The organism is Xanthomonas sp. MLO165 (assembly GCF_018831305.1).
Classification (GTDB): Bacteria; Pseudomonadota; Gammaproteobacteria; order Xanthomonadales; family Xanthomonadaceae; genus Xanthomonas; species Xanthomonas arboricola.
Window position 1 is genome coordinate 3,682,211 of the sequence record NZ_CP029263.1, and the last position, 26,193, is coordinate 3,708,403.

Below are 26,193 nucleotides of genomic sequence, written 5' to 3' on the forward strand. Positions count from 1 at the left end.
AGTGTTTCTGTAGCGCGCCGACATTGTTGGAAAGCATCAGTTGCTTGCGCGCCACTTCGATACCACCGACGCAAACCGATACCAGCAGGCAGCGTAGGCAGTGCGGCATGCGCCGCAGATCCACGATCACTCCGCTGGCGCCAGACACAAAAACAGGCACCTTCTGCAAGGTGCCTGCATCGTTGCAACAACAGGCCAGGCGCTGACATCGCGCCCGGCCCGGTCTGCGATCAGAACGTGTAGTTGAAGGTCAGCATGCCGTTGCGCGAGGCGCCCCATGCGCCATAGCCACCGTTGAACTGAGAGTAGTAGCGCTTGTCGAGCAGGTTGTCGACATTGAGCTGCACCGAGAACTGCGGCGACAACCGGTAGCGCGCAAACGCGCTGACCAGTGCGTAGGCACTCTGCTGAAAGGCGCCGTAGACCGGGTCCACATAGTACGAGCGGTTCTGCCAGTTGACGCCACCACCTACGGTCAGATCGCTCCACGCACCTTGCGGGGTGTAGCTGTTGAACAGCTTGAGGGTGGTGCGCGGCAGATGCGTATTGATCGAGGTGCCGCTGTCATCGCGGGCGGTGTAGTGCGAGGCGCCGAAGGTGGTGTTCCAGCTCTCGGTCACCCGCCCGGACACCTCGAAATCGAAGCCTTCGCTGACCACGCCGTTGGCGGCTTCATACGCCGACTCGCTGCTACCGGGGACGAAGCCGCCGGTGGCCACGCCCAGGTTGTCCTGCTCGATGCGGAACACCGCAAGCGAGGCGTTGAGCCTGTCATCGAACCACGCTGCCTTGACGCCGGCTTCGTAGCCCTTGCCGGTCAACGGATCCAGGTAGCCGCCAGTGGCATCGCGCAGGGTCTGCGGGTTGAAGATTTCGGTGTAGCTGACGTACGTGGACCACACATCGCTGATGTCGTAGACCAGACCGGCGTACGGGGTGACTTCGGTCTGGCTGTCGGAGAACGGCGCCAGTCCCTGCGTGGCATCGAAGTTGCCGCCATCGATCTGCCAGTCGGTGTAGCGCGCGCCCACCAGCAACTTCAGCGAATCGGCCAGCGAGAAGCGCGCAGCCACGTAGGCCGCCTTCTGCTTGATGGTGCCGGTGCTCTGCACCGTGCGCGGGCTCCAGTTGGGTTCCGGGTAGGCACCGGTCCAGCCGAGGTAGCTGTCCAGCGGCGCCGGGAAATCGAAGGTGCCGTTATTGACGTACTCGCGGCGGTTGTAGCTGGCGCCGGCAACCAGCTGATGCTCGCGACCGAACAGCTGGAACGGGCCTTCCGCATAGACGTCGGCACCATCGGCCTTGCGCTCGGTCAGGTAGTTGCCCGAATACGGCACCACGCCGCCACCGGTGGCACGGTCGAAGCCGAAGATCGTATAGAACGGATAGAACAGGTGATTGGCCGCTTCGGTCTTCTCATGGCTCAGATTGGCCTTGAGGGTCCAGCCGTTGTCGAAGCTCTGCTGCAGGCTGGCGAAGGTGCGCTGCAGGCGCGTGTCCCAGAACGTCCAGTCGGCCGCTGGGTTGAACGAACGGTCATAGTTAGTGCGGGTGCCATCGCTGTAGAACAGCGGGAAGCCGCCCCAGGTGACATCGTTCGATTCCTTTTTCTGGTACTCGTAGCCCACGCTCAGCAAGGTGCTGTCGGTGAGGTCGGCATCGATAATCGCCGAGCCGATCTTCTTGCGCAGGCCGTAGCGGTCCATGTCGGACTCGCCGTCCTGGTACACGCCGATCACGCGCGCACGCACGGTACCTTCGGGGCTGAGCGGCACGGTGACATCGGCCACGCTGCGGGTCTTGTTGAAATCGCCACCGCCCACCGACACGGTGCCGGTGAAGTCGCGGCTGAGCGCATGCTTGCGCACCAGGTTGATCGAGGCCGACGGATTGCCCGAGCCGGTCAGCAGGCCGGTGGCGCCACGCACCACTTCGACGCGGTCGTACAGCGCCACGTCCAGCGCCGAATCGCCGTAGCTCCAGGCCTGCTCCATGTACGCCGGGATGCCGTCGAACTGGTAGTTGTCGATGTAGAAACCGCGCGCGTAGAACTCCAGCCGCTCGCTGTCGCTCTGCGCCACCGAGATGCCGGAGACGTTGTTGAGCACATCGGTGATGCTCTGCAGGTTCTGGTCGTCCATGCGGTCGCGGGTGATCACGGTGACCGACTGCGGGATCTCCCGCAGCGACAGGTTCATGCGCGTGCCGGCGGTGGTCTTCTCCACCGTATAGCCCTTGGCCTGCTCGCCCTGCACGATGAGCCGGTCCAGGGTGGTGACCTCGGCATCGCCGGCCGGCGTTTCAGCCAGCGCCTGGCCTGCCGACAACGTGCACAGCGCGGCGAACACCGCATGCGACAGCGCGCGCGGACGCTGCGCAATGGGAAGAAGACGCATTACGGTAGGACGATTCATCACAGCTCCAGCACAGACAGTCGAGGGCACCGGTCGCGGCAAGGCTGCCCGACGGCGAGACAAGGGGGAGGACGTGCCACGCGACCGTGGCAACGCGCCATTTTAATGGGAATGATTTACATTTTAAACAGGTAATTCAGGCCGCCCTGCATCGCAATGGCGGGGAGCGAACGCCACAGCGGCCTCCGGCCGCGACCCGGCGGGCAAACGCCTGCGCACCGGCCACCCGGGCGACGCGCGCTGATGAAGTCGCCTGCATGCCACCAGGCACGTCGGCTTGCCCGACCTTCCGGACAAGTCCGGCCAGGTGATCCTCACGCAACACGCCAGGCACCTTCCCACCCCCGCGAGAACCGCGATTCCCCCGACCGAGGCGATACGTACATGCAAGGTCGCCACGTGCAGCGCAAACAAAAACGCCGGCTTTCGCCGGCGTTTCATTGGAAGCGACTCGACGCTTTTACAGCGCCTTTGCCGCCTGCACCACATGCTCGGCGGTGATCTTGAAGTATGCGTACAACTGATCGGCCGGTGCCGAGGCGCCGAAGGTGTCGATACCGACCACATCGCCATCCAGGCCCACGTACTTGCGCCAGAAGCCGGTCACGCCCGCTTCCACCGCCACGCGCTTGCGCACCGCATTGGGCAGCACCGATTCGCGATAGGCCGCATCCTGGCGATCGAACACATCGGTCGACGGCATCGACACCACGCGCGTCTTCAGCCCGGCCGCGTCCAGGGTCTGCTTGGCTTCCACCGCCAGACCGACTTCCGAACCGGTGGCGATCAGGATCACGTCGGGCGTACCGCCCTCGGCATCGGCCAGCACATAACCGCCGCGCTCGATCAGCTTGAGCTGCGCGTCGCTGCGCGGCTGGTGCTGCAGGTTCTGGCGACTGAACACCAGGCAGCTCGGGCCGTCCTTGCGGGTGATGGCGGCCTTCCAGCTCACCGCCGATTCCACCGCATCGCCCGGGCGCCACACATCGTTGTTGGGGATGTAGCGCAGCGAGGCCAGGTGTTCCACCGGCTGATGGGTCGGGCCGTCCTCGCCCAGGCCGATCGAGTCGTGCGTGTACACGTGGATGGCATGGGCCGGATTCAACGCGCTCATGCGCACGCCGTTGCGCGCGTAATCGCTGAACACCAGGAAGGTGGCGTCGAACGGAATGAAGCCGCCATGCAGCGCCAGGCCGTTGGCGATGGCGGTCATGCCGAACTCGCGCACGCCGTAATAAACGTAGTTGGCATCCGGATCATCGGTGGCCACCGACTTGCTGGCCTTCCACAAGGTCAGGTTGGAATGCGCCAGGTCGGCCGAACCGCCGATCAGTTCCGGCAACAACGGCGCGAACGCTTCGATCGCCAGCTGCGAGGCCTTGCGCGAGGCGATGGTCTGGCCGTCCTGCTGCGCCTTGGCGATGTAGGCATCGGCCTGGGCGATGAAGTCGGCCGGCAGCTCGCCGTGCGAGCGGCGGGTCAGCTCGGCAGCTTCGGCCGCGTACTGCTTGCCGTACTTGTCGAACAGCTGCTCCCACTCGGCCTGACGCAGGGTGCCGGTGCCACCTGCGCGCCAGCCGGCGTAGATCTCTTCGGGAATCTCGAAGGGGCCGTACGGCCACTCCAGCGCCTTGCGGGCGCCCTCGAGTTCTTCCTTGCCCAGCGGTGCGCCGTGCGAGGATTCCTTGCCGGCCTTGCTCGGTGCGCCGAAGCCGATCTTGGTGCGGCAGCAGATCAGCGTGGGCTTGTCGGTGTTCTCCAGCGCGGTCTCGATGGCGGCCTTGATCTTCTCGGCGTCATGTCCGTCCACATCGCGGATCACGTGCCAGCCATAGGCCTCGAAACGCTCCGGGGTGTTGTCGCTGAACCAGCCGGCGGTGTTGCCGTCGATGGAAATCTGGTTGTTATCCCAGAACGCGACCAGCTTGCCCAGGCCCCAGGTACCGGCCAATGAAGCGGCTTCATGGGAAATGCCTTCCATCATGCAGCCATCGCCCATGAACACCCAGGTACGGTGGTCGACGATTTCCAGCTCCGGGCGGTTGTAGCGCTGCGCCAGCAACTTCTCGGCCAGCGCGAACCCGACCGCATTGGCAAAACCCTGCCCGAGCGGGCCGGTAGTGGTCTCCACGCCGGGGGTTTCGCTGCGCTCGGGGTGACCGGCGGTCTTGCTATGCAGCTGACGGAACTGCTTGAGCTGCTCGATCGGCAGGTCGTAGCCGGACAGGTGCAGCAGCGCGTACTGCAGCATCGAGCCGTGGCCGTTGGACAGCACGAAACGGTCGCGGTTGAACCACTGCGGGTTGTTCGGGTTGTGCCGGAAGAAATCGTTCCACAGCACTTCGGCGATATCGGCCATGCCCATCGGCATGCCGGGATGGCCGGATTTGGCGGCTTCGACCGCATCGGCGGCGAGAAAACGGATGGCGTTGGCCAGCTGGCGGCGGGTGGGCTGGGTCATGGGCGTCTATGGAAGCGGAGGGGAACACCGCTGGAAGCGGAGACGCTTATTCTCCCACAGAGCGCGTCAGGGAGCCGGGATTGGGGATTCGGGATTCGGGATTGGTGAAGCCGGAGCCGACCTTGGCAGACTCGTCCGCTGGAAGCGATGCAATCAGTGTCAGACACCGTCGCAACATCGCAAGAACCAACCTGGCGCCTGACGATCGCAGCCCGCTGTGACGAATCCCCAATCCCGACTCCCTACTCCTCGCCCTTGGCAACCAAGGTCGTCAGCGCCAGATCGCCGGTCACGTTCAGCGCCGTCCGGCACATGTCCAGGAAATGATTGACGCCCAGGATCATGCCAATGCCGACCGGGTTGACCCCGACCATCGCGCAGATCAGCGCCACCACCGGCAGCGAGCCGGACGGCACGCCGGCGGTGCCGATGCCACCCAGGATGCAGACCAGCATCACCATGAACTGCTGGCCGATGCTCAGGTCCACGTTGAAGAACTGCGCCAGGAAGATCACCGTCACCCCTTCGAACAAGGCGGTGCCGTTCTGGTTGGCGGTGGCGCCCACGGTCAGCACGAAACGCGACACCCGCGGCGGCAGGCCCATCTCGTCGGCCACGCGCAGGGCGGTCGGCAGGGTGGCGTTACTGGAGGCGGTGGAGAACGCCATCATTGTGGCCTCCTGGGTCTGCCTGAAGAAGCCGATCGGCGAACGCCCGGCAAACTTCACCGCCAGCCCGTAACTCACCACCATGTGCAGGCCCAGCGCCAGCACCACCACGCCTACATAAGCGCCCAGGCGGATCAGCAGATCGAAGCCGAACAGCGCGGCCAGATTGAACATGAAACAGGCCACCGCATACGGCGCCAGGCGGATCACCAAGCCGATCAGGGTCATCGAGATTTCGAAGATGCCCTCGATGCCGCGCTTGAGTGTGGCCACTTTTTCGTCGGCGGTCAGCACCATGCCCACGCCGAACATCACCGCAAAGAACATCAGCGACAGGATCGCGCCGTTGCTGGACGCTGCCGCGATCACGTTGCTGGGCACGATCGACAACAGCATGTCCATGCCCTGCGGCTGGGTGCCGGAGCTGGAGATGATCTCGCGGGTACGCTCGGCGTTCTGCTGGATCAACTGGTTGGCCAGCTGCGGGTCCACGCCGGCACCAGGCTTGAGCACATTCACCAGCACCAGCCCCAGCAACACCGCCACGCCGGACAGCACGACGGTGTAGCCCAGGGTGCGCCAGCCCACGCGCCCGAGCGCACGGATGTCGCCCATTTCGGAAATGCCCATCACCAATGCCGAGAACAGCAGCGGCACGATCAGCATGAAGATCAGATTGAGGAAGATCTGCGAGAACGGCGTGGTGACGTATTTGGTGACCACGCGCACCCAGTCGGCATCGCTGCCAGCCAGGTAGTAGACAGCCAGACCCAGCAGCAGACCGACGGCGAAGCCAATGCCCATCTTCCAATGCAGGGGCAGGCCCGGGCGGCGTGCGGCGGGGGATGCAGTCATCTGGTCGGGCCTTGATCTGGACACAAGCCCCGGAGCTTAACAAACGCCATCGACGCGGCCACCTACCCGGCCTGCCGCCGTGCGCCTGCCCGAGGGTAGGTGCACCTCCCCATGTCAGCCGATACGGGCGTTGGAGCGCTCAACACATCTGGCGCGCTCGCCGTGGGCAGGCAGAGCGGATGCGTGAGCCGCCTGTACCGGGGCGCGATGCCCAACCGCTTTGGGAACACGCCATGGAATCAGTCCCTGAGCTCTTGCTTGCAACCATGCACACCAACCATCCCGACTGGCCCTTGCCCGCTCACCGTCGCGGGACCTTACGCGGCATGGATGCCGCGTAAGAGCCTACAAGGACGTACTTGCGGCGTGTCCCGCGAGGGTGGGCGGGCAAGGGCCCTGCAGCCAAGCCGTAGGGCAGCCGCTCTACAACTGATCCCTCCACACTATCCAAGCGCATCATGCTCTGCTTGCAACCGACCACACCGACCATCTCGACTGGCCCTTGCCCGCTCACCGTCGCGGGACCTTACGCAGCATGGTCGCCGCGTAAGAGCCTACAGGGACATACTTGCGGCGTGTCCCGCGAGGGTGGGCGGGCAAGGGCCTTGCAGCGAAGTCGCAGATCCGTCGCTCTGCAACTGATCTCTCCACACTGTCCAAGCGCATCATGCTCTGCTTGCAACCGACCACACCGACCATCTCGACTGGCCCTTGCCCGCCCACCGTCGCGGGACCTTACGCGGCATGGATGCCGCGTAAGAGCCTACATGGACGTACTTGCGGCGTGTCCCGCGAGGGTGGGCGGGTAAGGGCCCTGCAGCGAAGTCACAGACCCAACGCCGCGCTTCAGGCTGCACAGGTGAAGAAGTCAGAATGCAACCGGAATCAACACGTCAACGCGAGGCGCAGCATGCTGTTCATGCAGGACCTGCCCCTGTCCCCGCTGCCAATGCAGCGAAACCGATCAAGGCGCCGGCGGATACAGCGGCGCCAAGACCTCCGGCTCCGCAGCCGTGGCATGCCGCCAACGCGGGCCCTTGGCAAAGGCCTCGCGCAATGCCGAACGTGCACTGGTCACGTCGCCATCGCCGCCCCAGCGGGCGCGCTGCATCTGCGCCACCGCCGCCTGCTGCGCCGGGTCGCTCAACGCTGCCAGCACGCTGTCGATATCGGTAACGCCGGCCATGCCGCACAGCACCGCGGCCACGTCGTCCATGCCGCCGGTGTCGAGCGCGCGTCGCAGCTCGGCCACACCGTGCGTCACACGCCGGCCGGGCGCAGCTGCATCGCTGGCATTGATCACCGGCGCGCCATGCGAACCGCCGCGACGCCGTAACAAGGCCCACACCAGGGTGGCAATCCACAGCAGCCCAAAGCCGATCGCCGCAGCGATCCAGCCCCAAGGCCGTTGCGTGGCCGCAGCCTGCTGCAGACTCAGCGTGCCAGCCGCAGCGGTTGGCGCAGCGTTATCCGGTGATGGATTGGCTGCAGGCGTTGGCGCGGGCGCGGGCGCCGCAAACGCGCCGCTGCCTGCCGCCACGTCCAGTGTGAGGTCCGGCAACGCCGCGGTCTTGGCTGCCGCTGCACCCACATCCCACCACGCCACCTGCAAGCCGGGCACCACCAGCGGGCCGGCGCGGTTGGGCACGATCGAATAGCGGCGGGTCAGCCGCAGCTGCGGCGAGCCATCCACGAAGCGTTCTTCGTATTGCGGCGGCTCGGCGAACACCTGCGCGTCGGGCACGCTCGGGGTCGGCAATTCGGGGAACTGCGCCTGGGTGGCGCCGCGTGCGCTGGCCTCCACCACGAGCTGGGCCGCTTCACCGGCGGTGGCGCGCTGCGGCGTGGTCGTGTAGCGCAACTGCAGGCTGCGCAGCGGCAACCACGGCTGCGGCGCGTTGGCCGGTTGTGCGCGTACCTGCAGCGGGATGCTGGCGCTGCGTGCGCTCAGCTCGCCATTGCCACGACCGAAATAGTCGTCGAAGAAGCCGCCGACCGAGCGACCATTGAAGCGCGCCGACGGCAACACCAGCCGGCCGCTGCGCTCGGGCACCAGCAGATAGCGCCGCTCGACCACGTTGTATTGGCGGTTATTGAGTACCTTGACCGAACTGACGTCGTCGCCGATGCGCTGCAGCGATGCACCATCGGGCGCTTCCAGATCCAGCTCGCCGGACGCCAGCTGCGTGGCGAAATACAGCCGCACCACCACGCCCACACTTTGCTGCACATAAGGCTGAGGATCGTCCACCTGCGTCTGGACGAAGGCATCCTCGTTGCCTTGCGCCGCCGCTGCTGCGCCGGACGCGCTGCTGCCGGCATCGCTTGCCGACGCGCCCACCTGCAACCGCAACGGTTCGGTGCGCTCGTTACCCACGCGGATCGCCGGCACGATCAGCTCGCCGCTCTTGCGCGGCGTCAACACCACACCGAACAGCGCGCGCACCGTCACCGACCCATTGGTCACCTGCATCTGCTGGTTAGCGCTCTTGGCCCCCAGCGCGAAATCGTTGCGCAACGGCGTGTAATCCGGATCGACACCGCGTTGATCGGTTTCGATATTCAGCATCACCACGTCGCCGGCATTAGCGCTGTCGCGATCCAGCCACGCGCGCGTGACGGCACCCACGGGTGCACAGGTGAGCAGCATCACGCTGGTCAACATGCCGATCGCCGCGCGGCGCAAATGGTGTGTGCCGATCATCGTCCGTCCCGTTGCCTGCGTTCGTGTTCCAGCCTGAATTTGGTACGCAGCAGACTGCCCGGGTCGTCCGGCACCCGCCGCAACCAGGCATCCACTGCCTGGCGTTGCTCGCGTTGCTCCGGCGTTTCGTTCGCCGTTGCTGCAGCGGCCTGCTTGCCGTTTGCATCGGCACCCTTGTCGCCAGCCTGCGCCATCGCCTGCTGCATCTTTTGCCGCTGCGCGGCATCGGCCTGCTGCTGCGCCTTGGCGTCGGCCGATTGCGGCGCTGCGTCCTGCTTGCTCTGCTCGCCCTGGCCGTTTTTGGACTGCTGGTCCTGCGAGGCTGCGTCCTGCGGCGTCTGTGCAGACGGCTGATCCTTGCCGTCCTGTCTACCCTGCGAGTCCTGTTTGCCTTGCCCGTCCTGGCCGGGCTTTGGATCGTTCTGCTTGTTCTGCCCGGACTGATTCTGGCCGGAGTCATTCTGACCGGATTGTTTCTGGTCGTCGGACTGGCCCTTGCCGTCCTTGCCCTTGCCGTCCTTGTTGTTCTGCTGCTGGCGCTTACGCGCCGCCTCCACCGCCGCACGATTGGCGATGGCGTCGGGCTGATCCGGATGTTGCTTGAGCGCCCGGTCGTAAGCCGCAATCGCTTGGTCGTACTGGCCCTGCCTGGCCAGCGCATTGCCGAGGTTGTACAAACCCTCATCGGTGGGCACATTTTCGAAGGCTTTTTGTGCCGCGGCGAAATCGCCCTTGCGATACGCCTGCACGCCGGCATCCAGGCGTTGCTGCTGCACCTGATCGGCGCGTTGCCACAAGGTGCCGTCGGCAGCATGCGCGGGTTGGGCCAGCGGCAACACGCACACCAGGGCCAGAATCGCCACAACCGTACGCCGCCGGAACGCCAGCAGTGCCAACAGCATCACCGGCAGCAGCAGCCAGTAGCCCTCGTCCAGCCAGGTCTTGCCGCCGGTGGACTCGGCAGCTTCATCGGCCAGCGGCTGTTGCGCCGGGTCGAGCACGCCCAGCGCACGCAGGTCCGCATCGTCGGCGGTGATGCGCGCATAGCGACCACCGCCCTGCCCGGCAAGATCGCGCAGGCTGCCTTCATCCAGTTTTGTCTGCGCAATCTCACCGGTCGTGGTGCGATAGGCCGCGCCGCGCGTGCTCCCCACGCCGAGCGCGGACACGCTGAATCCACGCGAGCGCGCCAACCGTGCAGAACTTCCGGCCGCGCGATCGGCGCTGTCGCTGACCAGCAGGATGTCGCCCTGCTTGAAACCCGCCTGCAGCAGCAACTGCGTGGCCGCGTCGATCGCCGCATCGGCGCGCTCGCCGTCCACCGGCATCACCGATGGCGACAGCGCATCCAGAAACAACGCCACGTTGGCGGTGTCTTCGGTCAACGGCGCAACGGTGAAACTCTCGCCCGCATAGACCAGCAATGCGACTTCGCCACCGGCCCGCTTGCGCAACAACGTGGCCAACTTGGCCCGCGCCTGCAGCAGACGCGATGGTGGCAGGTCGTTGGCGGTGATGCTGGAAGACAGGTCCAGCGCCACCACCAGCGGCATGCTGGAGTGATACACCGGCCGCTCGGTCTGCCGCCAGCTCGGCCCGGTCATCGCCAGCACCGCCAGCGCATAGGTCAGCGCAGCCAGTACGAATCCCAGCCATCCACGCCGACTGCCGGACACCAGCAAGGTCGGCAACAGATGCGCATCCACGCTTTGCCGCCACACGTCCGCATCCCGTCGACGCAACTGCCACAGCACTGCCGCCGGCACGATCGCCAGTAGCGCCCATAGCAACCCCGGGCGCAGCAGATGCAGCGACTGCAGCCAGCCTGCCAGTTCGGTCAGCGCGTTCATCGCCATCTCCGCGGCAACACATAGGCCAGCAGCGCAATCACGATGGCAGCGCCCAACGGCCAGTAATAGCGTTCCACGCGCGGCTGCACCGAGGGGCCGAGCGCCTTGACCGGCTCCAGCCGATCCAGCTCGGCATAGATGCCTGCCAGTTCTTCGGTATCGCGGGCACGGAAAAAGCGCCCACCTGTTTGCGCGGCGATCTTGCGCAAGCCGTCTTCGTCGATATCGTCGTTGCCCGTGGCCGGAATCGGCACGCCGAACAACGAATAGCCGCCATTGCCGCCGAAGGCGATCGTATGCACGCGCACGCCTTCGGCCTTGGCAAGCTCGGCGGCCTTGAGCGGATTGAGCACGCCTGCGGTGTTGACGCCGTCGGTGAGCAACACCACCACGCGCTGGCCCTGCTTCTGTTCGCGCAGCCGTTTGACCGACAACGCGATCGCATCGCCGATCGCCGTCTCGCGCCCGGCCAGTCCCACCACGCTGTCGGCCAACTGGTCGCGTACCGAGGTCAGGTCGGCGGTCAACGGCGTCAACGCGTAGGCGCGCTGACCGAACACCAGCAAGCCGACCCGATCGCCGTCGCGACGATCCAGAAAGTCCGACAACACCGCCTTGGCGGCGGTCAGGCGATCCACCACATTGCCGCCGAGCACCATGTCCGGCTCGCTCATGCTGCCGGACAGATCCACCGCCAGCATCATCTGCCGTGCCTCGCGCGGCGGCTGGATCACATCGCCCAATTGTTGCGGGCGCGCAAGCGCTGCGCACAGGAAAAACCAGCCCAGCCAGGCAAGCCAGCGCGGCACCCGCAGTACCGGTGTACTGTTTGCCTGCGCAACCGCATGCAGTTGATCGGCGTAAGGCACGCGCAGCGCCGCCGTATCGGTGCGGCGCTGCGGCCAGAACCACATCAGCAACGGCAGCGGCATCAACCACCATGCCCACGGCCATGCGCAGTGCGCCAGCGCATCCTGCCACTGCGACCACTGCAGCCAGTTCATCGCCGGCCTCGCATCAGACTCAGAAAACGCTGCCGCGCCAGCGCCTGCACCGCATCCAGATCGGTCACCGCCGGCGCACGTTGAAAGCCGCCGTCCAGCAGCGCGCGCCCCGGTCCCTGCGAAAAGGCCTGCGTCTTGCTCTTGCGCCCGTCCAGAAACTGCAGCCATGCCTCGCCCTGCAGCCGGTCGGCCTGCGCATCGACGCTGCGCGCTGCGCGTCGCAGCAACACCGACAACGCGGCCAGACGCTGTGCGGGAGTCGTTGCGCGCTGCAGCTCGGCATCGAAGGCCGCCCGCCAGCGCCGCTGCTGCTGACGACGGCGACGCCACCACCACCATGCGCTGCCAAGCACGACGACCACTGCGGCGATCACCAGCCACCAGCCCGGCGCCAGCGGCCACCACGGCGGCGATGGCGGCAGATGGACATCGCGTAGCGGCAGCGATTGCGGCGACATCGTCATCGACTCCGCACGGCGGCACTGCCGCCCAACCAGGCATCGCTGGCATCGTCGGTGGACAGGCGATGCAAGCGCACACCGCGTGCCTGCAGGACCGCGGTCAATTGTTCCAGCGGCGCCACGAATTCGGACTGCCAACGCGCACGTCCGGCATGCGTGGACAGATCGATCGCGATGCGCTCGCCGCGCACATCGAAGCTGAGTGCGCGGGCCGGTGGCGCCAGCTCCAGCGGGTCGACCAGCACGATCACCACTACCTCGTGATGCAGGGCCAGGCCCGACCAGCGCGTGGCAGAAATCCTGCTGGCGCTGCGCGCATCGGCCAGCACGGTCAGCCGCGCACCCGGGCGCAGCAACCGCGCGGCATGGTCCAGTGCCACCTCCAGGCCCGCATCGCCGGACGGCGGCTGCGTGTACCAGCGCGCCAATGCGTCCAGCACCGGCAACACGCCGCGTTGACCCGAGCGCGGTGCAATCGGCGCTTCGCTGGCAGTGCCACGCAGCGCGGCGATCCGGTCGCCCTGCCGCTGCGCCAGCCACGCCGCAACGGCGCCGGCACGGGCGGCCTGCACCGATTTGTAGCGCACCCGCGTGCCGAAGAAGAGCGCTGGCGAGGTATCGGCCACAATCAGGCTCAAGCGTTCGCGCTCGGCCTGGAACAATTTGGTGTGCGCGCGCCCGGTACGCGCGGTGACGCGCCAGTCGATATGCCGCGCATCGTCGCCGGCCACGTACTCGCGCGACTCGGCGTATTCCATCCCGCGCCCACGCGTTGCCGCCGGTACCGGCCCCACCAGCCCATGGCGGCCACGCCCTGGCTGCCCGCGATGGGTCGTGGTGCCACGCAGCGCGATCAGCTCCGTCAGCGTCGGCCGCAGTCCATCACCAGCGATCGACGCCGGAGCGGTGACAGGGGAAGAAGACGGCATCGAAGACATCGGATTCTGGTCAGAGGACGGCATACCTCGGCGACACGCTACCCGATCAGGGCAGCGGAATCTTTTCCAGCAAGGCGGCGACCAGGCGCTCGCCATCCCAGCCTTCGGCAGTGGCTTCGTAGCTGGGCAGCACGCGATGGCGCAGCACGTCCGGCGCGATTGCGCGGATATCGTCCGGGGTCACGTAGTCGCGCCCGGCCAGCCATGCACGCGCCCGTGCGCAGCGCTCCAGTGCGATCGACCCACGCGGGCTCGCGCCCCAGGCAATCCGCCGCGCCAGTGCCGGGTCGTAGCGCTGCGCATCGCGCGACGCGAGCACGATCTCGATCAGGTAACGCTCCAGCTGCGGCGCCAGATGCACGTCCAGCACCACCCGACGCGCGGCAAAGACATCTTCCAGCGGGATCTTGTCGGGTACCGTCTCGTGCTTTTCCAGGGTGTCGCGCGCGGCCTCACGTGCCAGACGCAGAATCTCCGCCTCGGCATCGGCCTGTGGATAGCCGATACGCACGTGCATCAGGAAGCGATCCAGCTGCGCCTCGGGCAACGGGAAGGTGCCTTCCTGCTCGATCGGGTTCTGCGTCGCCATCACCAGGAACAGCTGCGGCAGCGCATAGGTATGCCGCCCGACGGTGACCTGACGCTCGCCCATCGCCTCCAGCAGTGCCGACTGCACCTTGGCCGGTGCACGATTGATCTCGTCGGCCAGCAGGATCGGATGGAAGATCGGCCCGGGCATGAACTCGAACCGGCTGTCCTGCGGCCGCCAGATCTCGGTGCCGGTCAGATCGGAGGGCAGCAAGTCAGGGGTGAACTGCACCCGCGCAAAATCCGCCTCCAGCCGCGAGGCCAGCGCGCGGATCGCGGTGGTCTTGGCCAGCCCGGGCGCGCCCTCGACCAGCAGATGTCCGTCGGCCAGCAGGGCGATCAGCAACCGTTCGACCAGCGCGGACTGGCCCACGATGCGCTGCGCCAGCGACTCGCGCAGCAGGGTGAATTGACGATGCAACCGGTCCTGGGCGGGCGCGGCAGCGGCTTCTGGGGGCAACAGCGGCGGTGCGTTCATAGGACCAGTGTGACCGATTCGAGCGCAATTGGTTCACTCGATCATCCCTGAGCATTCAGTCAGTGACTCCGGGCATGAAACAGGTCACACAAGCAGGGACCGCAGGCATCGCGCCTTGGCAAAGCAATCAGGCCAGCACGATCACAGCACAAGGGGAACCGGCCCAGAAGCTTTGATGGTCTTGATGCAAGACAACATATCGCTTGCTTGTGACCACCTCGGCGGCCCAAACCGCCTACCGCCCTTAACGACATGCTTCACCATGGAAAAAGCCGCTTTCGCGGCCTTTTTTCGACATGGCTGCCTCTTAAGGGGTAGCACTCGCAACACGTAACACCTTCGGGGTAACGAAGACCAGCAACTCGGCTTTTTCTTTGCTGCGTCCACGTTTCTTGAACAAATTTCCGAGGAATGGAATGTCGCCCAGGAAGGGAACCTTGGAGACGCTCTCGCGATCTGTGAATTCGTAAACACCACCGATTACCACCGTCTCGCCATCACCGACCAAAACGGCGGTGTTGACCTCACGACGATTGATTTCCGGCACGGTGCCATACCCTTCCAGAATGATAAACCGCGCGACTTCGTCTTTCTTGACATTCATGTTCAAGAAAACGCGATTGTCATTGGTAATGGTCGGAGTGACTTTCAGCTCAAGCAACACTTCCTTGAACTGTACGTTGGCTTGCGCGGCCGAACCGGCAGCACCGCCGCCGCTGATTGTCACATAACCGATTTCCCGTCCCTGCTTGATGACACCCTCACGCTGATTGGCAGTGACGATTCTGGGATTTGAAACGACCTCGCCACGCCCCTCCTCTTGCATCGCCGAAAGCTCGATATCGAGATTGAAATTGGAGCCCAGCAGCGTATATGCCAAACCTGCTGCCCTGCTGTTGGTAAACCCGCTTGCACCAAGGTCCACATTCAACCCAGTCGGGAATAGATGCGACGCTAGCGTTGTGCTTGTGCCCGTGTTGGCAAGTTCATTGGCACGCTGAGCCGAAGTATTCTGGAAATTGACATTACTATCCAATGAGCCGCTCAAAATACCGCGGCCAGTTGAACCAGTGATACCAAACCGCGCACCGAGGTCACGCGCGAACGTGTCGGTCGCGATCACAATGCGGCTTTCGATCAACACCTGATCCACCGGCCGATCGATATGCGAAATCAGCTCGCGCATCTGCGCGACCTTCTTCGGAATATCGCTGATCATCAGGGTATTGGTGCGCTCGTCGGCAACCAGGCGACCGCGAGGCGACAAAAATCCATTGTCCTGCTGGCCACCTTGTCCACCTTGACCGCCGCCCTGACCACCACCACCGCCACCAATCCCCTTGGCCTCCGTCAGCGCTTTGAAGATCACGGCCGCATTGTGGTAGTTGATCTGCACGTAATCGGTGATCAGATCCTCGCGGTTCTCGATCGCGATGCGGGCGTCTTCCTTGTCCTGCTCGAACTTGGCCAGCTCCGGCTGCGGGGCGACCCACACCACGCCGCCGTCGCGGCGCTTGTCCAGCCCCTTGGCGCGCAGCACGATGTCCAGCGCCTGGTCCCACGGCACGTTCATCAGGCGCAGCGTGACATTGCCCTGCACGGTATCGGAGGCGACGATATTGAGGTTGGATTCCTCGGCGATCAGCTGCAGCACGGTGCGTACCGGCACGTCCTGAAAGTTGAATGTCACCGGGCGGCCGCTGTAACCGCGCGCAGCGATCTGCGCGGCGGCCTGGGTGACGGCTGCGGCGCTGACGCCACCGACCGCGGGCTGGCCCTTGCGCGGAGTGATTTCGACCACGTATTCGTTGCCGGTCTGGTAGGCCAGCGAATCGAACGCGCCCTTGGTCGACAGCACCAGCTGCGACCCCGAGCCGGATGGCTTGACCTCGACGCGCTGCACCGGCGTTGCAAAGTCGGTGACGTTGAGCGGGCGCTGCAGTTCGGCGGGCAGGCGTGCGTTGCTGATGTCGACCAGCACGTTGTCGCCCTGCGTGCGCAGATCCGGGCTGGCGCCCTGGCCGTCGAACTGCAGGATCAGACGGCCAGCGCCATCCTCACCACGTTTGAAATCGATCTTGGACACCGCCAGGCTCGCCGGAGCGGTCTTGGCCGGGTCCTGCACAGGCTGCTTCAGTGCCGCCGCCGAGAACGCGCTACCGCTCGCCAGCGCCAGCGCGAACCCCATCGCGCAGGCCTGGAATACCGCGTGGCGTCGAACCGGACGCAGCCGCCGGGCATTGGAAAACGTCATCGTGCTATCCCCTATCACTTTATTGATCATCCAATGCGAGCGCGGCCGGCCGTTCAAGCCATCCGCCCGCACCGTCCGGCACAAGTTCAATCAGCTCGATGCGGTCTTCGTAGACCCCGGTGACCCGGCCATCGCTCTGTCCCAGATACACGCCCGGCCGCACCCGGTAGGTCACCTTGTCGGGTGCCATGACCAGCGCAACCAGGCCCGAGCCACCGCCAATGGTCCCCACCATGTCGAGGGCGTCGAGCGGATAGGCTTCCAGCGGCTCCTTGCGCCGGTTCGGATCCGGACGCGTGCCGTTGCCGCCTTCGGCGCTGACCCAGGCATCGCTGAACGGGTCGCGCATCGACTGCGCCGCATATTCGAACGTCTCGAACTGCTGCATCACCGGCAATGGCTCCAACGGCGGCGCCGGCCGTGCGCGCACTTCGGCGACCCAGGCTTCCAGGTTCGGCGCATCGCCCGGTGTGCTGGTCACCCCGCGCGTACACGCCGGCAATACAGCAATTAGCGCCACGCAGGACAGGATCTTGAGCAGTTTCATGGTCATTGGCCGCCCTTCTTCGCAGCGTCGGCCGCGGCCTTCTCCTGCTCTGCCATTTCCTCATCGTCAAGATAACGATAGGTCTTGACCGTGCCGGACAGTTCCAGCGCCCCGCGCGGGGTGATGCCGGCCTTGGGGTCCCTCGGCTTGAGGTTGATGTCGTGCATGGTCAGGATCACCACGCGCGGCAACGACGCCACACCGCTGACGAAGGCACCGAACTGGTGATAACTGCCCACCATGCGCAAGGCGATCGGCTTTTCGGCGTAGAACTCCTTCGGCGATTCCGGGCCCGGCTGGAACAACTCGTTGGACAGGCCGCTGGACAGCGCGGTCTGCGAGATGTCGATGATCAGATCGGGCATTTCGGTCTTGCTGGGCAGCTGCCGCAGCATCTGCTGCAGCACCTGTTCCATCTGCGCGAGCTGCTGCTTGAGCGGCTCCAGATTCACCGCGCGACCCTGCTGGGTCTCGAACTCGGTGCGCAGCTGCGTTTCGGTGCCTTCCAGGCCTTCGAGTTCATCGCGCTTGCCGCTGATCAACAGGAACCAGGCCAGCACCATGATGAACAGGCCGACCACCACGCAGAACACGATGCGTGCCTGCTGCGGCCAGCCGCCGATGTTGTTGAAATCCAGATCGCTGAGCTTGAATGCTTTCTTACTCATGACGCCGCCCCCTCCTGCGGCCGATTGGCGGACGCCGGCGCTGGCTGCACGGGTGCAGGAGCAGCGGCCGGCGACGTGGCAGGCGCAGGTGCTGCAGGTGCCGCCGCTGGCGCGCCCGCAGGGGCCGTACCGGCTGGCGTTGCACCCGGCGCTTGCGCATCGACCGGTGCGGTGCCGTTCTTGTCGGCCTCGTTCGGATTGGCCAGCTTGACCTTGAGCGTGAACACGTACGGCAGCGTCTTGGTGTCCATCGACGGTCCCGCGGGCTGCCCAGCCTTGTCCTGGCTCTTGGCCTCGATGATCGACAGGTCCGGATTGGTCATCCAGCCCGAGCCTTCCAGGTTGCGCATATAGGTACTGACGCGCGCGTTGGACTGCGAACGCCCTTCCAGGGTCAGGATGTCGCCGTCCTGCTTGATGTTGGTCAAGGCCACGCCATCGGGGATGGTGCGCACCAGCGAATCGAACAGATGCACCATCTGCGAACGATTGGCCTGCAGCTCCTCGATCACCTTCTTGCGCGCGAGCAGGCGGTCCTTCTTCTTGTCGAGCTCCTTGATCTCTTCGTTCTGCGCCTTGACCTTGTCGATCTCGGCGGTCAGGAACGCATTGCGCTCGGTCTGGCCGCTGATCTGCGCGTCGTAGTAGAACCAGATCAGGACCGACAACAGCACGCCGCCCAACGCGGCGAAGCCCAGCATCGAATAGAACTCACGCTCGCGCGCCTTCCGGCGCTCGGCGCGCCAGGGCAAAAGATTGATTCTTGCCATCAGTCAAAGCTCCTCAGGGCCAGGCCGGTGGCGATCATCAATGCAGGTGCATCCAGCGCCAGCGCATGCGCCTGGACCTTCGGGCCCAGCGTCATCTGCGCGAGCGGGTTGGCGACCACGGTGGTCACGCCGAGCTGCTCTTCCACCATTTCCGGCAGGCGCGACAGCGCAGCGCAGCCGCCGGCCAGCACGATGCAGTCGACGCGATTGAATTCGCTGCCCGCGTAGAAGAACTGCAGCAAGCGGCTGATCTGCTGCACCGTCGCCTCCTTGAACGGCTCCAGCACTTCGACCTCGTAGCTCTCCGGCAAGCCGCCCTGACGCTTGGCCAGGCCGGCCTCCTCGTAAGTCAACCCGTAACGGCGCATCACCTCGTCGGTGAGCTGCTTGCCGCCGAAGACCTGCTCGCGGCTATACAGGCTGCGACCGGAGCGCAGCACGCTCAGCGTGGTCATGGTCGCGCCGATGTCCACCAGCGCAACCACCGCATCGGCGGCCACCGGCAACTCGCTGGCGACCAGGGCGAAGGCGTTCTCGACCGCGAAGGCCTCCACGTCCATGACCTTGGCGGTCAGGCCACCGAGTTCCAGCGCGGACTGGCGCAGTTCCACATTCTCCGAACGCGAGGCGGCCAGCAGCACCTGGACCATGTCCGGGCTGTTGGGCATCGGGCCGAGCACCTCGAAGTCGAGATTGACTTCCTCGATCGGGTACGGAATGTAGTTGGTGGCTTCCAGTTCGACCTGGGCTTCCAGATCGCTGTCGTCCAGATCGGCCGGCATCGGGATCAGCTTGGTGATCACCGCCGACCCGGCCACCGCGGCTGCGGCGTTCTTGGCCTTGCTGCCGGAACGGTTGATGGCGCGACGAATCGCTTCGCCGACCGCCTCGACCTCGACGATGTTCTTTTCCACGACCGCATTCGGCGGCAACGGTTCCACCGCGTAATGCTCCACGCGGAAACGGTTCCCGCTGCGCGACAGCTGCAAGAGCTTGACCGCAGTGGAACTGATATCGACACCAATCAGTGGCGATTGACTCTTGGGTAGAAGCCCCACGGAAACTCCCCTGCCGATGGGCACTTGGACGCTTGTCTGCGCCCTCGTATTAATAATTAAATTTTAACAGGTGACAAGCCCTTCACGCGCATGGCAATGGCCCCGCGACGTGACCCCAGTGCTGTTTCCTGCGATCCCCAGAGTTCGGCCCCAGCCAAACCCGGCGTCATCTATACTCTGTGACCAAGAAATCTGCAATCGGAATCTCTCTTACATGCCCCGTATTCGCCGTTGGCTGGGCTGGATCCTGGCCGCGTTCGTGGTGCTCGCCCTGCTTGGCGCTATTGCTGCCGGCGGCCTGTATTACGCCATTTCCTCCAAGTTGCCGGACGTGCAGTCGCTCAAGCAGGTCGAGCTGCAGGAGCCGATGTACGTCTATTCCAGCGACGGCCGCCTGATGGCCGTCTATGGCGAGACCCGGCGCTACCCCATCCAGATGAAGGACGTGCCGCTGCGCCTGAAGCAGGCCTTCCTGGCGACGGAGGATGCGCGCTTCTACGAACACGGCGGCGTGGACTACAAGGGCATCGCCCGTGCGGTGTGGCTGCTGGCCAGCACCGATGCCAAGCGCGTGCCGGGTGGTTCGACCATCACCCAGCAGGTGGCCCGGCAGTTCTTCCTCAGTTCCGAATACAGCTACACCCGCAAGCTCGCCGAGATCCTGCTGGCGCGCAAGATCGAGAGTGAGCTGAGCAAGGACGAGATCTTCGAGCTGTATCTCAACAAGAGCTTCTTCGGCAATCGCGCCTACGGCGTCGGTGCTGCGGCCGAGTACTACTACGGCAAGAAGATGAGCGAGTTGAGCCTGGACGAGATGGCCTCGCTGGCCGGCATCCCCAAGTTCCCGTCCAGCGGCAACCCGATCAGCAATCCGGAACGCGCGCAGGAGCGCCGCGATTACTATGTGCTGCAACGCATGGCCGACCTGGGCTTTGTCAGCCAGGCCGAAGCCGACGCCGCCAAGGCGGTGCCGATGCACGCCAAGCCGCACGAGCCGCCGGTCGAGGTCTACGCCCCGTACGTGGCCGAGCTGGTGCGCCAGGAAATGATCGCCAAGTACGGCGGCGATGTGCTCAACAAGGGTTACCACGTCACCACCACCATCGATGCCACGCTGCAGACCGGTGCCGATGCGGCGGTTGCCGAAGGTCTGCGCCTGTACGACCACCGGCATGGCTGGCATGGGGTGGAGCAGCATTTCGATGTCGCCGCCGATGCGGATGCCGCGGCACTGGCCAAGCACCTGTCCGGCGTGTTCACCCAGGGCGGCCTGCGCGCGGTGATCGTGGCACGCACCAATGCCGACGGCGGCGTGACCGTCGTGCAGAGCGACAAGACCGAGCTGACCCTGCCGGCCAGCGCCAGTCGCTGGACCAACAAGACGCCGGCCAAGCTGCTGACGCGCGGCGACCTGACCCGCATCCGCGCCGGCGAGAAGGACGGCGAGTGGATCATCGACCAGTTGCCGCGCGGCCAGGCCGCGCTGGTGTCGCTGGATGCCAACAGCGGCGCCCTGCGCGCGCTGGTCGGCGGTTTCAGCTTCGCCGGCAACAAGTTCAATCGCGCCACCCAGGCACGCCGCCAGCCGGGCTCCAGCTTCAAGCCGTTCGTGTATGCGGCCGCGTTCGAGAAGGGCTTCAACCCGGCCTCGATCGTGCTCGATGCGCCGGTGGTGTTCCGCGACCGCCGCGGCAAGACCTGGTCGCCGCAGAACGACGGCGGCGGCTTCCGCGGCCCGATGCGCTTGCGCGAGGCGCTGGTGCAATCGCGCAACCTGGTCTCGGTCCGCTTGCTGGACGCGATCAGCGTCGATTTTGCGCGCAAGTACATCAGCCAGTTCGGCTTCCAGGAAGCCGAGCTGCCGCCCAACCTGTCGATGTCGCTGGGCACGGCTTCGCTGACGCCGTTGTCGGTCGCGCGTGGCTATGCAGTGTTCGCCAATGGCGGCTCGCGGGTGGAGACCTGGATCGTGGACGAGGTCAAGGACCGCGACGGCAATGTGGTCTTCAAGGAAGTGCCGGCGGTGGCCTGCCGTACCTGCGCATTGCAGGGCGGCAATGTCGCGCCGGTGAGCCAGGTGGTGGACGGCTTCAACTTCGGCGCCCCCGCGCTGCCCAAGTCGATCGAACCGACCCCGGCGACCCCGGCGGAGACCGCCCCGGCAGCCACTGCCGAAACCAAGATCGCGCCGCGCGCCATCGACGAGCGTACCGCCTACCAGTTGGTCTCGATGATGCGCGACGTGGTCCAGCGCGGCACCGGCACCGCGGCCAAGGTGCTGGGGCGCGAGGACGTCGGCGGCAAGACCGGCTCGACCAACGATCACCGCGACGCCTGGTTCTCCGGCTTCGGCGGCCCCTACGCCACCACGGTGTGGGTGGGTCGCGACGACTTCCGTTCGCTTGGCTATCGCGAGTACGGCGGCAAGGCGGCACTGCCGATCTGGATCGACTACATGCGCGTGGCGCTGAAGGACAAGCCGATCGCCGCCAACGATCCGCCCGACGGCATGACCCAGGCCACCATCAATGGTGCGGTGGAATGGGTGAAGAACGAGGACCTGGATCGCCTGCAGGACTACGACTACGGCCTGCAGGAACAGCAGGACGAGAAGGCCTTCGATATCTTTTGAGGGCCGGGATTGGGGAATCGGGATTCGGGATTGGGGAATCGGAACGGCTTCGTCCGCCCGATTCCCCGATCGGGTTCGTGGCATCGACTGTTTCCGGTTGCAGCAGAAGGGGCCGGGCAATCGCCATTGCGTGATTGCCCTTGCAGGGAGACACCGGGGCATTCGCCACCTCTTCATGCCGCTGTTGTAGAGTCGAACCAGGTTCATTAGGGGAGCCCGGTCATGCATCACGCGCGCGAACACGCCGATACGCGAACCCGAGAACGTCGCCATCGCCTGGCGCACGAAGCGGCCCGGCTGATGGCCGAGGGTGGCATCCGTGATTTTCATCAGGCCAAGCTCAAGGCGGCCAGCCGGCTGGGCATCCACGACGACGCATCGCTGCCGCGCAACCGCGAGATCGAAGATGCGTTGCGCGAGCACCAGCGCCTGTTCGCCGGGCCTGCGCACGGGCTGCGGCTGCGCCAACGCCGCGAAGCCGCATTGCGCGCGCTGGAGTTTCTTAGCCCGTTCCAGCCGCGCCTGGCCGGCCCGGTGCTCGATGGCACGGCCGACGCCAATGCGCCGGTGCAGCTGCAGTTGCACAGCGACGATGCCGACGCCGTGCAGCGCTTCCTGGAGGAACACCGCGTTCCGGCCGAATCGCGTACGCGCCGGCTGCGCCTGGACCGCGAGCGCACGGCCGAGTTCCCGGTGTGGCTGTTCAGTGCCGAGGAACTGACCTTCGACCTGACCGTGCTGCCGTACGATGCCTTGCGCCAGGCACCGCTGTCGCAGCTGGACGAAAAACCGATGCAGCGCGCCTCGGCCGCCCAGTTGCGTCAGTTGTTGGCAGAAGAGGATGGTGGCCACGCCCTGCCGCGCACGCGCTGAGCGCAGCGCGCCATGACGCGTGACCACTGACCACAACGCCAACCCGCAAAAGCAAACGCCCCGCAATGCGGGGCGTTCGTTCAAGCAGACAACCGCAGGCGCTTAGCGCTGGCCGGCGTCGGTGTAGTCGCGCTTGTCGTAGCCGGTGTAGATCTGGCGCGGACGGCCGATCTTCATTTCCGGGTCGACCTGCTGCTCCAGCCAATGCGACACCCAGCCGGCGGTGCGTGCGATGGCAAACATCACGGTGAACATTTCCACCGGGATGTTCAGTGCCTTGTAGATCAGGCCCGAGTAGAAGTCGACGTTCGGGTACAGCTTGCGCTGCACGAAGTAGTCGTCCTTCAGCGCGGCTTCTTCCAGCTTCAGCGCCACTTCCAGCAGCGGATCGTTGACGCCCAGTTCGCCCAGCACCTTGTGGGTCATCTCGCGGATGATCTTGGCGCGCGGGTCGAAGTTCTTGTAGACGCGGTGACCGAAGCCCATCAGGCGGAACGAGGAGTTCTTGTCCTTGGCCTTGGCCACGGCGGACTCGACGTTGTCGGCGGTGCCGATCTCTTCCAGCATCTTCAGCACGGCTTCGTTGGCGCCACCGTGTGCCGGGCCCCACAGCGCGGTGATGCCCGCTGCGACCGAGGCGTACGGGTTGGCACCGGTCGAACCGACCAGACGCACGGTCGAGGTCGAGGCGTTCTGCTCGTGATCGGCATGCAGGATGAACAGCAGATCCAGCGCCTTGGCCACCACCGGATTGATCTCCAGCGGCTCGCTCGGCACTTCGAACATCATGTGCAGGAAGCGGTCGACGTAGTTGAGGTTGTTGCGCGGGTAGCGGATCGGCCAGCCGATCGAATAGCGGTACGCGGCAGCAGCCAGGGTCGGCACCTTGGCGATCAGACGGATGGCGGCCTGGCGGCGCTGCTCCGGATCGTTGAGGTCCAGGGTGTCGTGGTAGAACGCCGACAGCGAAGCGACCGAACCGGCCAGCATGGCCATCGGGTGGGCGTCATGCCGGAAGCCACCGAGGAAGTTCTTCAGCGACTCGTGCATCATCGTGTGATGCGTGACTTCGTGGTCGAACTTCTTGAATTCGTCCGCGGTCGGCAGCTCGCCGTTCATCAGCAGGTACGAGACTTCGAGGAAGCTGGACTTCTCGGCCAACTGTTCGATCGGGTAGCCGCGATACAGCAGCACGCCGTTGTCGCCATCGATGTAGGTGATGGCCGACTTGCAGCTGGCGGTGGCGGTAAAGCCCGAGTCGTAGGTGAACAGACCGGTTTCTTTGGTCAGCTTTGAAATATCGACGCAATCATTGCCAAGCGTGGGCTTGAGAACCGGCAGAACGACCGACTTGTCGCCGGCGTTGAGCGTGACCTGATCAAGATCGGACACTGTGTACGCTCCTTCAGTGGAAGGCGCCTGTCACCAAATGGGCAGGCACGTGATGGAAGTCCAGGGCATCGCCCCGGATCACGTCATTATCGCACAGCAACATTTTGGCCGTCGCTTGGACAGAAGTCGTAGACGCCCCGTCGACGGCGTGAAAACGAAGTTGCCGCCGCCCCAAAAAACAACGGCCGCGCAATGCGCGGCCGCTGCCGGTACAGCCCGTCCTGCAAGCTCAGCGCGCGTAGCGCTTCTGGAACTTGTCGATCCGGCCGCCGGTGTCGATCACCTTGTGCTTGCCGGTATAGAACGGGTGCGAGGCCGAGGAGATATCCACCTTGATCAGCGGGTATTCCTGGCCATCTTCCCACTTCACGGTCTCTTTCGAGCTCATGGTGGAACGGGTCAGAATCTTGAAATCGGACGTCACGTCGTGGAAGACGACGTCGTTGTAGCTGGGATGAACGTTATCTTTCATGGACTTGGCGCCGGGCTGCCTGGATAAGCCGGGCATTATAGCGGCCTCCAGACGCCCGGCGCAAGATCGCCTTACCCCGCCGCCAGCGCCGCGGCGACCAGGCCGAAGAATTGCGGGCGATCGTAGTCCAGCAGCAGGTTGGCATTGTCGGGGGTGCCATCCCGGCGCTCCCAGTCCACCAGGGTCATGCCGCGGGTGTGCGTACCGGTCAGCTCGATATGCACCGGCCGCTGCTCCAGCCGCTGCGCGCCCTCCGGATGCAGCGCGAACGCCATCGCCAGCGCGTCGGCGGCGTACCAGTGCTCGCCACGGCTGTCTTCGGACCACAGCCGGGTCTTGCGCGAAATCTCTTCGTAGAACCGCGCCTGCGCGGAGTCGGCCGCCAGCCATTGCTCGACATCGCGATGCAGCAGCCCGTGCGCGATGGTGGCTTCCCAGTCGGCCACGTCGAACTGCGGAAAACCGCGGAATACGATATGTGCCGCTTCCGGGTCGAAGCCGATATTGAATTCGGCCGCGGCGGTGATGTTGCCGTGCCCGGTCAGCGCCCCGCCCATCACCACCAGCCGCGCCACGCGCTGCGGCAGGGTCGGATCCAGCGTCAGGGCCAGGGCCAGATTGGTCAGCGGACCGAGCGCGACCAGCAGCAGCTCGCCGGCGTATTCGTGCGACAGGCGCAGGATGGCCAGCGCGGCGTGCTCGGTCTCGGCAGTGCGCTTGGCCGGCGCCAGGCCGACATCGCCGAAGCCGTCGATGCCATGCACATGCGCCGCGTCCACCGAGGGATGTAGCAGCGGCTGCGGGCAGCCCGCATAGACCGGCACATCGTCGCGCCCGGCAATCTCGCACACCTTCAAGGCGTTGCGCACGGTGTGCTCCAGGCCCACGTTGCCGGCGGCGATGGTCAGCCCAACGACCTCATGCCGGGTGTCGTTGAAGGCCATCAGCAAGGCCAGCGCGTCGTCCACGCCCGGGTCGGTGTCGATCAGCAGCGGTATCTTTTTGGTCATAGGATCGGAGATTGGTCATTCGGGATTCGTTGCCGCATCTTCGCAAGGATCGGCGAGGCACGCGAATCGGTTACCCATCCAGATCGCAGCGACCTA

19 protein-coding genes are annotated in these 26,193 nt (G+C 65.2%); 2 read left to right on the forward strand and 17 right to left on the reverse strand.

Annotated features, from left to right (window positions below; genetic code table 11):
* Positions 1-230: 230 nt before the first annotated feature.
* The 14 genes from fhuE to DGN21_RS15535 form a co-directional block, all read right to left on the reverse strand.
* The gene (fhuE, locus tag DGN21_RS15470; RefSeq protein ID WP_126966775.1) at positions 231-2,414 is read right to left on the reverse strand and encodes a ferric-rhodotorulic acid/ferric-coprogen receptor FhuE; all 2,184 of its coding nucleotides are present in this window, start codon (positions 2,412-2,414) and stop codon (positions 231-233) included.
* A 460-nt stretch (positions 2,415-2,874) separates the two neighbouring features.
* Positions 2,875-4,875: a transketolase gene (gene tkt / locus DGN21_RS15475; protein ID WP_104593883.1), complete on the reverse strand. Its 2,001-nt coding sequence runs from the start codon at positions 4,873-4,875 to the stop codon at positions 2,875-2,877.
* Between the two features lie 242 nt (positions 4,876-5,117).
* Positions 5,118-6,398, reverse strand: coding sequence for a dicarboxylate/amino acid:cation symporter (locus tag DGN21_RS15480; RefSeq protein ID WP_102253528.1), 1,281 nt, complete (start codon positions 6,396-6,398; stop codon positions 5,118-5,120).
* 964 nt (positions 6,399-7,362) lie between these two features.
* The gene (locus DGN21_RS15485; RefSeq protein ID WP_126966774.1) at positions 7,363-9,102 is read right to left on the reverse strand and encodes a BatD family protein; all 1,740 of its coding nucleotides are present in this window, start codon (positions 9,100-9,102) and stop codon (positions 7,363-7,365) included.
* A complete protein-coding gene (locus DGN21_RS15490; protein WP_215824983.1) occupies positions 9,099-10,952 on the reverse strand; it encodes a VWA domain-containing protein in 1,854 nt (617 codons plus the stop codon). Before DGN21_RS15490 ends, DGN21_RS15485 begins: the two co-directional genes overlap by 4 nt.
* Positions 10,949-11,956, reverse strand: coding sequence for a VWA domain-containing protein (locus DGN21_RS15495; protein WP_126966772.1), 1,008 nt, complete (start codon positions 11,954-11,956; stop codon positions 10,949-10,951). The genes DGN21_RS15490 and DGN21_RS15495 overlap by 4 nt, the downstream gene beginning before the upstream one ends.
* Positions 11,953-12,414, reverse strand: a complete 462-nt coding sequence (locus DGN21_RS15500) for a DUF4381 domain-containing protein (protein WP_126966771.1) — start codon at positions 12,412-12,414, stop codon at positions 11,953-11,955. The genes DGN21_RS15495 and DGN21_RS15500 overlap by 4 nt, the downstream gene beginning before the upstream one ends.
* A 2-nt stretch (positions 12,415-12,416) precedes the next feature.
* Complete coding sequence (locus DGN21_RS15505; RefSeq protein WP_160955207.1) at positions 12,417-13,379, reverse strand: DUF58 domain-containing protein; 963 nt, start codon at positions 13,377-13,379, stop codon at positions 12,417-12,419.
* Between the two features lie 22 nt (positions 13,380-13,401).
* Complete coding sequence (locus DGN21_RS15510) at positions 13,402-14,421, reverse strand: MoxR family ATPase (protein WP_065032777.1); 1,020 nt, start codon at positions 14,419-14,421, stop codon at positions 13,402-13,404.
* Between the two features lie 307 nt (positions 14,422-14,728).
* Positions 14,729-16,675 carry a type IV pilus secretin PilQ family protein gene (locus DGN21_RS15515; protein WP_102251376.1) on the reverse strand — a complete coding sequence of 649 codons (1,947 nt, stop codon included), beginning with the start codon at positions 16,673-16,675 and terminating at the stop codon, positions 14,729-14,731.
* A 19-nt stretch (positions 16,676-16,694) separates the two neighbouring features.
* Complete coding sequence (locus DGN21_RS15520; protein WP_024938133.1) at positions 16,695-17,228, reverse strand: pilus assembly protein PilP; 534 nt, start codon at positions 17,226-17,228, stop codon at positions 16,695-16,697.
* Positions 17,225-17,890 carry a type 4a pilus biogenesis protein PilO gene (locus DGN21_RS15525; protein WP_024938132.1) on the reverse strand — a complete coding sequence of 222 codons (666 nt, stop codon included), beginning with the start codon at positions 17,888-17,890 and terminating at the stop codon, positions 17,225-17,227. The genes DGN21_RS15520 and DGN21_RS15525 overlap by 4 nt, the downstream gene beginning before the upstream one ends.
* Positions 17,887-18,660 carry a PilN domain-containing protein gene (locus DGN21_RS15530; protein ID WP_024938131.1) on the reverse strand — a complete coding sequence of 258 codons (774 nt, stop codon included), beginning with the start codon at positions 18,658-18,660 and terminating at the stop codon, positions 17,887-17,889. The genes DGN21_RS15525 and DGN21_RS15530 overlap by 4 nt, the downstream gene beginning before the upstream one ends.
* Positions 18,660-19,718 (reverse strand): pilus assembly protein PilM, encoded by a 1,059-nt coding sequence (locus DGN21_RS15535; RefSeq protein WP_039423791.1) that lies wholly within the window; start codon positions 19,716-19,718, stop codon positions 18,660-18,662. Before DGN21_RS15535 ends, DGN21_RS15530 begins: the two co-directional genes overlap by 1 nt.
* Before the next feature lie 118 nt (positions 19,719-19,836).
* Here DGN21_RS15535 and DGN21_RS15540 point away from each other — a divergent pair, with 118 nt between their 5' ends.
* Both DGN21_RS15540 and DGN21_RS15545 read left to right on the forward strand, forming a co-directional pair.
* Positions 19,837-22,350: a penicillin-binding protein 1A gene (locus DGN21_RS15540; RefSeq protein WP_126966796.1), complete on the forward strand. Its 2,514-nt coding sequence runs from the start codon at positions 19,837-19,839 to the stop codon at positions 22,348-22,350.
* A 222-nt stretch (positions 22,351-22,572) separates the two neighbouring features.
* The gene (locus tag DGN21_RS15545) at positions 22,573-23,223 is read left to right on the forward strand and encodes a hypothetical protein (protein ID WP_065046260.1); all 651 of its coding nucleotides are present in this window, start codon (positions 22,573-22,575) and stop codon (positions 23,221-23,223) included.
* 102 nt (positions 23,224-23,325) lie between these two features.
* Here DGN21_RS15545 and DGN21_RS15550 read toward each other — a convergent pair whose 3' ends face one another.
* The 3 genes from DGN21_RS15550 to DGN21_RS15560 form a co-directional block, all read right to left on the reverse strand.
* Complete coding sequence (locus tag DGN21_RS15550; RefSeq protein ID WP_024938127.1) at positions 23,326-24,615, reverse strand: citrate synthase; 1,290 nt, start codon at positions 24,613-24,615, stop codon at positions 23,326-23,328.
* A gap of 229 nt (positions 24,616-24,844) precedes the next feature.
* On the reverse strand, positions 24,845-25,087 hold the full coding sequence (locus tag DGN21_RS15555) for a type B 50S ribosomal protein L31 (RefSeq protein WP_024938126.1): 243 nt from the start codon (positions 25,085-25,087) through the stop codon (positions 24,845-24,847).
* A 71-nt stretch (positions 25,088-25,158) separates the two neighbouring features.
* On the reverse strand, positions 25,159-26,097 hold the full coding sequence (locus DGN21_RS15560; RefSeq protein ID WP_126966769.1) for a nucleoside hydrolase: 939 nt from the start codon (positions 26,095-26,097) through the stop codon (positions 25,159-25,161).
* Between the last annotated feature and the right edge of the window lie 96 nt (positions 26,098-26,193).

Coding starts and splice junctions, on each gene's coding strand:
- fhuE (WP_126966775.1), bottom strand. CDS start 2,414: ATGAATCGTCCTACCGTAATGCGTCTTCTTCCCATTGCGCAGCGTCCG.
- tkt (WP_104593883.1), bottom strand. CDS start 4,875: ATGACCCAGCCCACCCGCCGCCAGCTGGCCAACGCCATCCGTTTTCTC.
- DGN21_RS15480 (WP_102253528.1), bottom strand. CDS start 6,398: ATGACTGCATCCCCCGCCGCACGCCGCCCGGGCCTGCCCCTGCATTGG.
- DGN21_RS15485 (WP_126966774.1), bottom strand. CDS start 9,102: ATGATCGGCACACACCATTTGCGCCGCGCGGCGATCGGCATGTTGACC.
- DGN21_RS15490 (WP_215824983.1), bottom strand. CDS start 10,952: ATGAACGCGCTGACCGAACTGGCAGGCTGGCTGCAGTCGCTGCATCTG.
- DGN21_RS15495 (WP_126966772.1), bottom strand. CDS start 11,956: ATGAACTGGCTGCAGTGGTCGCAGTGGCAGGATGCGCTGGCGCACTGC.
- DGN21_RS15500 (WP_126966771.1), bottom strand. CDS start 12,414: ATGTCGCCGCAATCGCTGCCGCTACGCGATGTCCATCTGCCGCCATCG.
- DGN21_RS15505 (WP_160955207.1), bottom strand. CDS start 13,379: ATGCCGTCCTCTGACCAGAATCCGATGTCTTCGATGCCGTCTTCTTCC.
- DGN21_RS15510 (WP_065032777.1), bottom strand. CDS start 14,421: ATGAACGCACCGCCGCTGTTGCCCCCAGAAGCCGCTGCCGCGCCCGCC.
- DGN21_RS15515 (WP_102251376.1), bottom strand. CDS start 16,675: ATGACGTTTTCCAATGCCCGGCGGCTGCGTCCGGTTCGACGCCACGCG.
- DGN21_RS15520 (WP_024938133.1), bottom strand. CDS start 17,228: ATGACCATGAAACTGCTCAAGATCCTGTCCTGCGTGGCGCTAATTGCT.
- DGN21_RS15525 (WP_024938132.1), bottom strand. CDS start 17,890: ATGAGTAAGAAAGCATTCAAGCTCAGCGATCTGGATTTCAACAACATC.
- DGN21_RS15530 (WP_024938131.1), bottom strand. CDS start 18,660: ATGGCAAGAATCAATCTTTTGCCCTGGCGCGCCGAGCGCCGGAAGGCG.
- DGN21_RS15545 (WP_065046260.1), top strand. CDS start 22,573: ATGCATCACGCGCGCGAACACGCCGATACGCGAACCCGAGAACGTCGC.
- DGN21_RS15555 (WP_024938126.1), bottom strand. CDS start 25,087: ATGAAAGATAACGTTCATCCCAGCTACAACGACGTCGTCTTCCACGAC.
- DGN21_RS15560 (WP_126966769.1), bottom strand. CDS start 26,097: ATGACCAAAAAGATACCGCTGCTGATCGACACCGACCCGGGCGTGGAC.